The sequence below is a fragment of the Candidatus Methylomirabilota bacterium genome, from assembly GCA_036001065.1.
GTDB lineage: Bacteria > Methylomirabilota > Methylomirabilia > Rokubacteriales > CSP1-6 > MNEF01.
This window is the reverse complement of sequence record DASYUQ010000011.1, coordinates 1-11653: the sequence shown is the minus strand read 5'-3', so window position 1 is coordinate 11653 and position 11653 is coordinate 1. Positions and strand designations below refer to the sequence as shown.

Sequence of the window (11653 nt, the reverse complement as noted above, 5' to 3'; positions counted from 1 at the left end):
TACTACGAGGCCTGCCTGAGTGGCGATGATGCGTTTCGCCGGGAACGGTTCTTGAAGACGGGGAAGGGTAAACGCTTCTTGCGCAACCGCCTCGCGTCGTTCCTGGCCAGATTTAGTACCAACAAGTTGGAACGGCACTAGTCAGCCGCTCCCCGATCGAAGTGCTTCCGGCCCGCAGCCTACTTCAGCCGATGCACGCGCCCGGCGACGGCCCGGACCTGGCGCGGGGCGGCCAGCCAGATGGCCAGGGCCGAGAACGCGCTCAGGCCGATGGCGATCGAGAACGCCAGCGTGTAGCTGCCGGTGGCGTCGTAGAGCGCGCCCGTCACCCAGGGCCCCGCGGCCCCGCCCGCGATGGCCGCCAGCATCAGGGTGCCGAAGATAGTGCCGTAGTGCCGGCCCTGGAAGATCTCGGCCGGGATGGCGCCGATGACGGAGGTGAGGCCATAGCCGAGCATGCCCTGCGAGAGGACCATGACGTAGAGCAACGCCGGCGTCGGGGCCTGACGCAGCAGGAGCAGGGCCAGGTAGCAGAGCGCGAAGCCCAGGCTGCCCACCGTCCACACCCACTCGCGCCCGATCCGGTCCGAGAGGTGGCCGAGCGCGATCTGCCCGGGGATGCCGGCCAAGCTCACCAGGCCCAGCGCCCAGGCCGCGTCGGTCGAGCTGAACCCGATCTCGACCAGGTATCTCGTCTGGTGGACCTGCACCGCGTACCAGGCGAAGAGGCCCGAGAGATAGCCCACCGCGATCCACCAGAAGCGGGCCGTGCGCAGGGCGCGGCCGAGCGTCCAGTCCACGGCGACCCAGGCCGGGTCCACCACGTTCGCCGTCGGGCTGCTGGCCGCGGCGTCGCGCGAGGAGCGATCGCCGTCGGGCTCGAGCCCGAGATCCTCGGGCCGCCGCTTGAGCAGGAGGTTGAGCGGCGCCAGCAGCGCCAGCACCAGGAGGCCCAGCGTCCAGCAGGCGGCGCGCCAGCCGGCGCGCCCGATGAGGGTCCCGAGCCACGGCAGCAGGATGATCGAGCCCACGCCGACGCCGGAGAAGGCCAGGCTCAACGCCAGACCCCGCCGGCGCACGAACCAGTTGGGCAGGTAGAGCGCCTGCCCGGTGTAGCTGAGGCAGATGCTGCCCCCGCCGACGAGGACGCCGAGCGTGGCGTAGAGGTGCCATGGCTGGCGCACCAGCGTGGCCAGCATCAACCCGGCCGCCATGAGGCCCACGCCTAGCTCCATCACCACCCGCGGCCCCTGGCGATCCATCAGCCGGCCGAGGGAGGGGCTCAGGACGGCCGCGACGAGAAAGCCGAAGGAGAAGGCCCCGGCCGTCACGCCCCGCTCCCAGCCGAACTCGTCGAGGATCGGCGGGAAGAGCAGCGAGAAGGCGGTGCGCGCGTTGACCCCCACACCCATCGTGACGAAGGCGACGGCCACGATGACCCAGCCATAGAAGAAGGGCAGACGCGGGAAGATGGAGGGACCCGACCTATTCCGGCGTCTGAATCAGATTCACCGGGGGCTCGCCCCGGGCGGTCCGGTGGATGTTCTCGCGATGAGCTTCGCCCGCGCCTCCAGAATCCCCTCGGTCCAGCCGGACACGTGCGGGGTCATGAGCACGTTGGGCAGCTCGTGGAACGGCTGGTGCGCAGGAAAGGTGGGGCCGGCGCCGGTCGGATAGCGCGCGCCAGCACGTCGTCGAGGGCGTCGGGCCCGCGCATGACGGCGAGGCCATGCGGGTCGGGCTGCGTCGCGTCGCGCCGGATGGCCAGGACCGTCGTGTCGAACGCGCGGGCGCGCCGGGCCACGCACTGGCCGACCCGCCCGTAACCGAGGATCCCGACCGTCCTTCCCGCCCGCCAGCGCGTCGGTATCCTTGAGCCGCGCGGCCAGCGCGTCGACGTCCTTGGTGTGGTCGTTCCAGATCGTCACGCGGTGGTCGGCGACCTTGCGGAAGCAGGCCAGTGTGCGGACCGTGTCCTGATAGTCGTCGAGGATCGTGATGTTCATGTCACCGCCTCCGCCACGGTGGGCCCACCCTAGCCAATTTTTGCCGGTTCGGCTAGTGCCGTTCCAACTATTCGCGCCTAGGAAGGCACCGTGTACGTCGTTCGTGGACAGATTTAGTATCAACTAGTTGGAACGGCACTAGGGGATCGGACGGTGCCCGCGTATATTGGCGGCCGTGAAGGCCGACCAGGGTGCGAGACGACAGCCACGCGAAGGAGCGGCGGGCCCCGGAGGCGGGCTGCTCAGGATCGAGTGCTTCTTCTTCGATTTGAGAGCAAGGACCGGAGTGCTTGCGGGCCCATCATCCCCCAATATGGGTCGAAGCGAGCCAGTCGGACGCGCCGACAAAATCGAAAGGGGTGGCATCATGGGTTACGGGGTGGCGAGAGAGGCGACGGCTTCACCGGCTTTTCCCAACGATGAGGATCGTTGGGCGGCCCTCGTGCGCCGCGATCGGAGCGCGGACGGCATGTTCTATTATTCCGTGCGGACGACCGGTGTGTATTGCCGGCCCTCCTGCGCTGCGCGGCTGGCGCGCCGCGAGAATGTCCGTTTCCACTCGACGTGCGAAGAGGCCGAACAGGCGGGCTTCCGGCCCTGCCAACGGTGCCGCCCGAACGAGCCGGCGCTCACCGAACAGCGCGCCGTGGCCGTGGCCAGGGCCTGCCGTCTGATCGAAACCGCCGACGAGACGCCCAATCTCGATGCCCTGGCCGAAGCCGCCGGGATGAGCCGCTTTCACTTCCATCGCGTCTTCAAAGCCATCACCGGCGTCACGCCGAAAGCTTACGCAGCGGCTCACCGTGCCCAGCGCGTGCGGGAGGAATTGTCCCGGAGCGATACGGTGACGGAGGCGATCTACGGCGCCGGGTTCAATTCCAGTGGGCGTTTCTACGCGACGGCGTCGGACATGCTGGGCATGACACCGACGGACTTCCGCTCGGGCGGCCATGGTGCATCGATCCGCTTCGCCGTCGGCGAATCCTCGCTGGGCTCGATCCTTGTCGCGACGACTCAGAAAGGTGTCTGCGCGATCCTGCTCGGCGACGATCCGGACGCCCTGATGCGTGACCTTCAGGACCGCTTTCCGAAGGCCCGGCTGATCGGCGGCGACCAGGGCTTCGAGCAGTTGGTCGCCAAGGTGGTCGGCTTCGTCGAGGCGCCGGCGCTTGGTCTCGATCTGCCGCTCGACGTGCGGGGCACCGCCTTCCAGCAGCGGGTGTGGCAAGCGCTGCGCGAGATCCCGGCCGGCTCTACGGTGACCTACACGGAAATCGCCGCGCGTCTGGGGGCGCCCAAAGCGGTGCGGGCGGTGGCGCAGGCGTGCGCGTCGAACGCGATCGCCGTCGCCATTCCCTGCCATCGGGTCGTGCGCACCGACGGTGCGCTCGCCGGCTACCGCTGGGGCGTGAAGCGCAAGCGTGCGTTGCTCGATCGCGAGGCCGCCTCGGAGGGGATTCGGTAGCAACAAGCGGAGTGCGCCCGGCACGCCGAGCCCGTACGCTGCCGGCACTCCTCTGGCCGAGCCGCAGGCGAGTCTGCTACTTCGTCGTCATCGTCCAGACGCCGTCCCAGTCGCCGGGCGGCGGATTTTGCAGAAAATGCTCGCACCGCTCGACGTACAGCTGTGACGGCTTGTCGGCGGGGTTGAGCTTGAGCGACTCCTGGAAGCAGGCGCGCGCGTCTTTCCACTCGCGGGCGCGGTAGTGGCGAATCCCGTCGGCGTAGCGCTCGACCATACGCCCGAGGTCCGGAAAGGTGTCCCCGGTGAAGTGATCCATCGCCTCGTAGATGGCGACCGGCTCGTGCTTGCCCTGGACGCGGAGGCGGTCGATCTCCCGCAGCAGGCGGTTGCTCTTGAGCTCCTGCCGCGTGTACTCGCTGATGAGCACCGTGACGCCGTAGAACTTCGTCGCGCTCTCCAGGCGCGAGGCGAGGTTCACCGAGTCGCCGATGACCGTGTACTCCATGCGCCTCGTCGACCCGATGTTGCCGACGACGACGACGCCCGTGGAGATGCCGACGCCGATGTCGATCGGATCCTTGCCCTCTCGCTTGCGTTTGCCGTTCAGATCGCGGAGCGCGACGAACATCGCGTTGGCCACCTGGACGGCGTCGTCCGCGTCGTGCTCGCCGTTGAACGGTACCCCGAACAGCGCCATGACGGCGTCACCGATGAACTTGTCGAGCACGCCACGGTGGCTGAAGATCACGTCCACCATCCGCTCGAAGTACTCGTTGAGCATCGAGACGGTCTCGCGGGCGCCGAGCGTCTCTGACATGGAGGTGAAGTTGCGGACGTCTGAGAACAGGATCGACACCTTCTGATCCTTACCACCCATGACCGCCTCGCCGGCCGCCAGGAGCTGATCGGCGACCTCCGGCGACATGTAGCGGGCCATCGTGCTCTTCATCCGCTTCTCGCTCGTGATGTCCTCGAGCACGATCATCGAGCCGATGTGCTCCTCGTTCACGTCGATCAGGGGATTGACGGCCAGGTTGACCGAGGCCGTCTCCCTCGGGCCCAGGCGGAGCTCCTTCTCGACCGCGATCTCGCGGTGGCCGCTCTGCTTCACCTTCTCGAGGTTGCTCGCGACCCAGGTGTTGGCCCCGGCGAAGATCGCGCCGACCGGCTGCTTGATGACCTCGTGGCGCGCGAGCTTGAGGATACGGAGCGCGGCGTCGTTGGCCGTGAGGATCTTGTCCTCGGCATCGAGCGTGATGATGCCATCACTCGTGCTGCGCAGGATGCCCTCGTTGTAGTTCTTCTCGTTGAGGACGTCCTCGAACAGCTTGGCGTTTTCGAGCGCGACCGTGATCTGCGCCGTGAACGCGCCCAGGCGCGCCTCGTCCTTCGCCGTGAACCCGCCGCCCTTCTTGTTGAGCACCTCCGTCACGCCGATGCCCTCGCCGGCCTTGTTGACGATCGGCATGGCCAGAATGCTCTCGGTGCGATAGCCGGTGCGGCGGTCCACCTCCTTGTTGAAGCGCGGGTCGCGGTAGGGATCGGCGATATTCGCGGTCTGGCGCGTCGTGAACACGGCGCCGGCGATGCCGCTGGTCGTGGGGATGCGGATCTCCTTGATCTCGAGCCCCTCGGCGACGCGCGAGAACAGCTCGTTGGTCTTCTTGTCGTAGAGGAAGAGCGTGCCGCGGTCGGCGCTCAGGAGCTCGGTCGTCGCGTGCATGATGCGCGACAGCAGCGTGTCGAGATTGAGCTCGCCGGCGAGGTCGTGCGACAGCTCCAGGATCTGCACCTCCTCGCGCAGCTGCTGGTCGCCCGCGTCGATCTGCTTGAGCATGTCGTTGAATCCGTCGATGAGCACGCCCAGCTCGTCGTCGGACCTCTTTTCCGCCTGTAGCTTGTAGTTCTTGGTGCGCGACACCTGCTTGATGGTGCCCATCAACTCGACGATGGGGTCGGAGATCACGCGCTGCAGGCGATAGGCCAGCACGAGGGCGACCGCGAACAATACGCCGGCGATAGCGCCGACGATGGCGAAGAGGTGGCCGGTCGCCTTGTTCAACTCGTCGAAGCTCGCCTTGATGTAGATCAGTCCGATCGGTTCCTGCTCAAAGACGATCGGCCTCACCAGGACCAGATGGCTCCCCCACTCGTCGTAGCCACCTCTGTGGGCGCGACTGAGATCGACGTGTTCCTCCGCCCCCTCGGTTCGACCGTGGTCCGGGCGCGGCCGGGCGTTGTCAGGCTGTCCCGTCCGCACATACCGGGCGAACACCTCCCCGGTCGGCCTCAGGATGTGCCCGACGACGACGGTGGGGCTCGAGCGTAGCGCGGCCAAGGTATCCCGCGCCGCGACCGGGTCGTTGAACGTCAAGGCGGAGACGGTGTTCGTGGCAATGGCGTTCGCCAGTGTCGTCAGCTCGCCGACCATCGCGCGCCGGGCCACCCTGATTTCGTGGACGACGAACGCGGCGGAGGCCAGGGCCAGCACGATGCAGGTCGCCAGCATCATGATGAGGGTGAGCTTCCTGCTGATCGAGAGATCGCGAAAACGCCATCTCACCGCCTTAGCCCTCCACGATGCTGGCGAGCTTGAGCAGTTGCGAGCTGAGTTTGAGGCCCACCCGCTCGGCGGCTTTGACGTTGATCTGAAAGCGGATCTTGCCCCCGTCGGTCACCAGACCGATGATGCCGCCTTTTCGGGCGAACTCGTCGATATCGCTCACGGTCAGCACGGTGAGGGCCTCCGCGGTCTTCAGGACCTCGCGGACGTTCCCGCTCCGGGAACGACTGATGAAGGCGACATGGCACTTGCTCAGCGTGTCCGGGGTGACCTTGCGATCGACGTGCAGCTCCCTCCCCTTCACGGGCTTCTTCTCGAGGCCGGCCAGGGCCGCGCCGAAGGGATCGGTCCCCACGATGCAGAGCACGAGCGGCGCGCGATCGTTGGGGAAGGCCGCCGACGGCCACTCGGTGAACCGGACGAAATTGAACAGAAAGGCCGCCTTGACGGCGTATTCTTCCACCCCCTGCGCGCGCGGGGCCGGGGCGCTGAGCGCGACCGCAACGAGGACGGCGAGGGCCGGCCACCAGGGATGCGGCGGGCGGGCCCGGAATGTCACCACCGGCCACGACCTCCCTCGGCTAATACTTCACCGTGAGCTTGGCATACACTTCGCGCTGCAGCTCGACCGGCACCGGGCCCGCGATGGCATTGTTGAACTCGCTGTGCCTGGCGTGCACCAAATTGCGCCCGACCAGGGAGAGCTCCAGTGCCTTGGTCGGCCGCCAGGCGATCCGCGCGTCCAGTTCGAGGTACCCGTCGACTTTGAGCTCCGGGATAGGGCCGACATAGCGCGGAATGAGATCGAACTCGACGTTCGGCCCCAGCTCCATGGACGACCTGAGGTAGCCGTAGTGCTGGGGGTCGAAGCCGGGCGGGGTGGCCCCGACGACTCCGGGCTTGCGGTGCAGGCGGACCTCGAGGTAGGTGTAGGAGGCACGCAACCGCCACCACTTCAGCAGGTCGAGGTTGGACCCGACCTCCGTCCCGTACGTCTCGGCGTCGAAGGCGTTCGTCAGGGCGTTCTGGGCGAGGACGTGGGGGACGGGGGCGAGCTGCGGCGAGGTCGGATCGGCAAACGCGATGATGTCCTCGTACACATTGTAAAACGCCGCGATGTCCACGGACAGTCGGGCCAGCGGGCGCGTCCGGTAGCCGAGCTCGTAGGCGAGCAGTTTTTCCGATTGAACATGGGGGTTGCCCGAGCCCTGGACGAGGACCGGGACCGGAACCGCCGGAGGGTTGGGGGGCACCACGGTCAGATTGATGGCCGCCGCCTGCCGGTCGACGATGGACGGCGTGCGCACGGCCCGGGACACGGCCCCCCAGATCGTGTTGTCTGGATTCGGCGTCCAGAGGAGCCGGCCATTGGGTTGCCACTCCAGGCCGGTGAAGGTGTTGTGCTCCAGCTTGGTGCCCAGGATGAGATGCAGCGTCTTCTCGATGATGGTGGTGTCGTTATGCGCGAACGCACTGAACAAGTTGAGATCGCGAGTCTGCGGCGAGAAGGAGACGGTGCGGCCCGGCATCGACTCGAAGTGGTGGTAGCGATACCCGACCCCCGCGGTGAAGTCGTTCCACGTTCCCAGCGGGCGGCGGTACTGAACCTCGACATCCACGGTGTCCAGGTTCACCGTCGCCCGGGGATCCTCCCGGCGACTGAGATCGTAATACGCCTGGACCAGGATACTGGAGGCCTCGGAAAACGCGCGCTGCCATCGCCCGAGAAGGTTGAACCCCCAGATCGGCTTCGCGAGCTGCTCGGTGGTCGCAAAGGGCGGCAGGAGACTCGGGACCTCCAGGGGTTCGCCGACGGTTCCGGTATACCCGTCGGCAAGGATCGTGAGCGTGTCGCGCTCCGAAAGGTCGGCGTCGGCGCGGACGCCGCCGCGGAAGACCTCCCAACCGTCGCCGGCATCCCGGTGCCCGGGCCCCTTGAGCTCCTGGTCGTCGCGATTGAAATACTTTGCATACGCGCGGAGCGCCACGCCGCCCGCTTTCCCGCCATAGCGCACGGTGCCGAAGCCGCGCTCTTCGGTCCCGGCGCCGCCGCTCAGGAGGCCTCCCTGGGTATCGCGCGCGCTCTTGGTGATGATGTTGATGACGCCGTTGACGGCGTTGGCTCCCCACAGCGCCGCGCCCGGCCCCCGGATGACCTCGATGCGCTCGATATCCTCCAGGACCGTGTCCTGTACGTCCCAAAACACGCCGGAGAACACGGGGGTGTAGACGCTCCGCCCGTCGAGGAGCACCAGGAACTTGTTGTTGAACCGGGCGGCAAACCCGCGGGCGTTCACCACCCAGACATTCGAATCGACGCGGGCCACGTAGAGCCCCGGCACCAGACGCAGAGCCTCGGGAATGGTCGTGGCGCCCGAGCGGCGGATATCGTCCTGGGTCAGCACGGAGATGGCGGCGGCCGAGTCAACCAGTCGCTGCGCGTGCTTCGAAACCGAGGTGACCTCGAGGTTCATGAGCGCCTCGAGTGGCAGCTCCGTCAACTCGGCTGGGCGCTGACCGAAGGCGTCGGTGACGCGCCCGAGAGCGAGGCCCAGAGCGACCCCGCCGAGCAACAACTGCCGCGTCCGTCTCGCGCCCATCACGCCATCACCCGGCTTCAGCTGATCGAAGCGCCTTCGGGGTCGGGACGCGGCGAAGTATAACTCAGTGACGCTGACAACCCCCAGCCTTTCGGAACGCACAGCCAGGGCTCCCGGCGCTCCCGCCTGTGGCGGCGAGCCCCGCCGGCCGGTCGCTCGAGATTCCCGCCCGCGCCGCCGCCCGCGGTCACCAATCGGTGACTCCGACCTCGCCTAGTGCCGTTCCAACTATTCGCGCCTAGGAAGGCACCGTGTACGTCGTTCGTGGACAGATTTAGTATCAACAAGTTGGAACGGCACTAGACCGCCGGTCGTGTTCTGTTGAGCTCTTGTTCCACCAGGGCGCCGAGGTCTCGGAAGAGCTGGAGCGCGGCCCCATCCAGTTGCCGGGGCCGAGGATCGAGGATGCAGAGGGTGCCGACGCGGCTGCCATCCGCCACGGCCAGCGGATAGCCGACGTACGCCCGGATGCGCGGCCCACCCGTCACGCCGGGATTATCGGCGAACCGCGGGTCGAGGGTGGCATCGGGGACGACCATCACGTCGTTCCCGTGAATCGCGTGCGCACAGAACGAGACCTCGCGCGGGACCTCGCGGGCGTCCAGGCCATGCGTCGACTTGAACCATTGGCGATCCGCGTCGATCAGACCCACCAGCGCGATCGGCGCATCGAACAGCGTCGCCGCCAGGCGGGTGAGCCGGTCAAATCGTTCCTCGGGCTCGGTATCGAGCAGCCCGAGGCGCCGCAGCGCCTGGAGGCGCCGCGCTTCGTCCTTGGGAAGCGGCGCCCGTTGCCATCGGCATACCGTGCGGAGGACCCACGCCCGGATGCGGGCCCGCGCGTAGAGGCTCGAAAAGGGCTTCACCAGCCAATCGGTCACGCCGGCCTTGCCCCCGGCCCACATGTCGACGCGGTCGTCCGTCGTGGTGATGACGACGGGCACCTCCTGCCCGTAGGTACCCGCCTCGGCCCGGACGGCGCCGCAGACGTCGAGGCCGTCTCGGTCTGGCAGCTGGCGCTCGAGCACCAGGAGGGACGGTCGGTCCGAGCGCACGAAGCGGAGGGCGGCGTCGCCGTCGGCAGCGACCAGGAGCCGGAAGCCATCCGACTGCGCGGCGTCTGACAGGGCGGCCGTGGTCTGCGGATCACCGCTGGCCAGCACGACGGCGTACTCGACCATGGTCGGCGGCGCATTCATCGCGGTGGACACCTGTGCGCCAGCGCTCTCGACCCGCCCGGGGGCGACGCCGATGAGCTCGACGACCTGCCCCTCGGCAGCAGCGAACACCTCCAGCGCTGGGAGTGACCGGGCGACGCGGCGGCGGGCAGCCTCCACGAGACGATCCATCGCATCGTCGTCGCGCAACGGGTCGTGGTGAAACAACGCGAGTCGCCGGACGTCCGACGCGCGCGCGACGTCGACCACGTATTCCATCGTACTGTGGCCCCAGCCCACCTTGGCGGGATACTCGCTGGCCGTGTACTGCGCGTCGTGGATGACCAGGTCGGCGCCGGCCAGGAAGGCCGCATGCCGCTGGTCCTCCCCCCCGAGGTGTTCGCGTTCCGCCCCGGCCGCGAGGTCGCGGGCGTGGGGCTCGTGGTCCGTCGCGTACACGATGGCCACCCCATCGGCCTCCAGGCGGTATCCGAGCGTGAGGGCGGGGTGATTCAGGTATCGCGTCGTGACCAGGATGTCGTCGATGCCGAATACCCCCTCGACGAGCTCGTGGTATCGGATGGTGGCGCCGAGGTCCTCGAGGCGGACCGGAAAATAGCTGTACTGCATTTGGCCGGCCAGGGTCTCGCGGATCGACTGCCCCAGGCCGCCGGGCGCGTAGATGTCCCACTCGTCGCCCGCCGCAAAGAGCGGCTGGAAGAACGGGATTCCCTGGATGTGGTCCCAGTGCGTGTGCGTGATGAGCAGGTGGCCGCGTCGCGGCGCCGGGCCCGCCGTCACCAGCGCGTGGCCCAGCCCGTGGGCGCCGGTGCCGCAGTCGAGCACCACCAGCGTGCCGCCCCCCGACCGTACCTCGACGCAGGAGGTGTTCCCGCCGTACCGGACCGTGCCCGGACCGGCCTTGGCGATCGAGCCCCGCGTACCCCAGAACCGAACGCGCATCGCGATTGCCCCCCGGACTGCGGGCGGTATTCTACTCGGTTCCGGCTCTCTCGGGGCTCGACGGTTTCGGCGGGATACATTTAATCGTGATGGGCACTCCGGCTGCTGCCGAAGCGCCTGTCACCAATGGTCGGCCACGTGGTGCTGAGTCGGGCAGTCCCGCGCGCCGCGTCAGGCAACAGCCGCATCATGCGGCAGACGTTCCCGGTGCCATCGACTTCTCGGGGGCACCGCGATTGCACCCGTCGCGAGCGTTCGATGGACGCACTCTGCAAGCACGTGCACAGCGACCACGCGTCGCGGGAGGTTCCGATGAAGCGCCTGACCGCCGTCGCCGCAATCCTGATCATCGCGAGTGTCTCTACCGGCTGCCAGACACTGACCGGCAAGACGCCCAGGCAACACTTCAACGACAAGTGGCTCAACCACGAGACCAAGGCCAGAATCGCCGCGGACAACCCCCGCGCTCTGACCGCGGTGAACGTCGACGTCAACCGCGGCACCGTGTATCTCACCGGCAATGTGGCAACACCGGAGCAGAAGGCCCGCGCGGAGCAGGTCGCGCGACGCGTCGATGGCGTCCGCGACGTCGTGAACCACCTGGAGGTCGAGACGGAGTCGCGGCGATCGACCGCGGCGTCGCCGTCGGCGAGCCCCGCATCGGGCGCCGTTGTCCAGCACACCGTGACCGGCCAGGTCACGAGCGTCGATCGCGCCACAGGCCGCCTGACGCTCCGCAATGGCGCCCGCGACCTCGTGCTGCAGTTGCCGCCCGCGGCGCTCCAGGACGTCAAGGAGGGGGATCGGCTGACCGTCCGGCTCGCGCTTTCACCGGCGCGTTGAGGACCGCGAGAAAAGGAATCGAGCGGGCGCCTCCGATGCTCTGGAAGCGCCCGCTT

8 protein-coding genes are annotated in these 11653 nt (G+C 67.8%); 2 read left to right on the top strand and 6 right to left on the bottom strand.

Annotated features, from left to right (window positions below; all coding sequences use genetic code 11):
* Positions 1 to 179: 179 nt before the first annotated feature.
* Complete coding sequence (locus VGV13_01075; protein HEV8639675.1) at positions 180 to 1412, bottom strand: MFS transporter; 1233 nt, start codon at positions 1410 to 1412, stop codon at positions 180 to 182.
* A gap of 194 nt (positions 1413 to 1606) precedes the next feature.
* Positions 1607 to 1834, bottom strand: a complete 228-nt coding sequence (locus VGV13_01070; GenBank protein HEV8639674.1) for a hypothetical protein — start codon at positions 1832 to 1834, stop codon at positions 1607 to 1609.
* A 539-nt stretch (positions 1835 to 2373) separates the two neighbouring features.
* On the opposite strand from VGV13_01070, the gene ada reads away from it, so the two are divergent.
* Complete coding sequence (ada, locus tag VGV13_01065) at positions 2374 to 3471, top strand: bifunctional DNA-binding transcriptional regulator/O6-methylguanine-DNA methyltransferase Ada (GenBank protein HEV8639673.1); 1098 nt, start codon at positions 2374 to 2376, stop codon at positions 3469 to 3471.
* A 76-nt stretch (positions 3472 to 3547) separates the two neighbouring features.
* Here ada and VGV13_01060 read toward each other — a convergent pair whose 3' ends face one another.
* From VGV13_01060 to VGV13_01045, 4 genes are all read right to left on the bottom strand, one after another.
* Positions 3548 to 6034, bottom strand: a complete 2487-nt coding sequence (locus VGV13_01060; GenBank protein HEV8639672.1) for an adenylate/guanylate cyclase domain-containing protein — start codon at positions 6032 to 6034, stop codon at positions 3548 to 3550.
* Between the two features lie 4 nt (positions 6035 to 6038).
* Positions 6039 to 6596, bottom strand: coding sequence for a YfiR family protein (locus tag VGV13_01055; GenBank protein HEV8639671.1), 558 nt, complete (start codon positions 6594 to 6596; stop codon positions 6039 to 6041).
* Between the two features lie 19 nt (positions 6597 to 6615).
* Entirely contained in the window at positions 6616 to 8634 is a 2019-nt protein-coding gene (locus VGV13_01050) for a TonB-dependent receptor (protein HEV8639670.1), read from the bottom strand.
* Between the two features lie 299 nt (positions 8635 to 8933).
* A complete protein-coding gene (locus VGV13_01045) occupies positions 8934 to 10754 on the bottom strand; it encodes a GAF domain-containing protein (protein ID HEV8639669.1) in 1821 nt (606 codons plus the stop codon).
* 312 nt (positions 10755 to 11066) lie between these two features.
* On the opposite strand from VGV13_01045, the gene VGV13_01040 reads away from it, so the two are divergent.
* Positions 11067 to 11597, top strand: a complete 531-nt coding sequence (locus VGV13_01040; protein ID HEV8639668.1) for a BON domain-containing protein — start codon at positions 11067 to 11069, stop codon at positions 11595 to 11597.
* Positions 11598 to 11653 lie beyond the last annotated feature (56 nt).

Bases quoted from the DNA above. Each gene is read 5' to 3' on its own strand.
- VGV13_01075 (HEV8639675.1), bottom strand. From the start codon at position 1,412: ATGGGTGTGGGGGTCAACGCGCGCACCGCCTTCTCGCTGCTCTTCCCG.
- ada (HEV8639673.1), top strand. From the start codon at position 2,374: ATGGGTTACGGGGTGGCGAGAGAGGCGACGGCTTCACCGGCTTTTCCC.
- VGV13_01050 (HEV8639670.1), bottom strand. From the start codon at position 8,634: ATGGGCGCGAGACGGACGCGGCAGTTGTTGCTCGGCGGGGTCGCTCTG.
- VGV13_01045 (HEV8639669.1), bottom strand. From the start codon at position 10,754: ATGCGCGTTCGGTTCTGGGGTACGCGGGGCTCGATCGCCAAGGCCGGT.
- VGV13_01040 (HEV8639668.1), top strand. From the start codon at position 11,067: ATGAAGCGCCTGACCGCCGTCGCCGCAATCCTGATCATCGCGAGTGTC.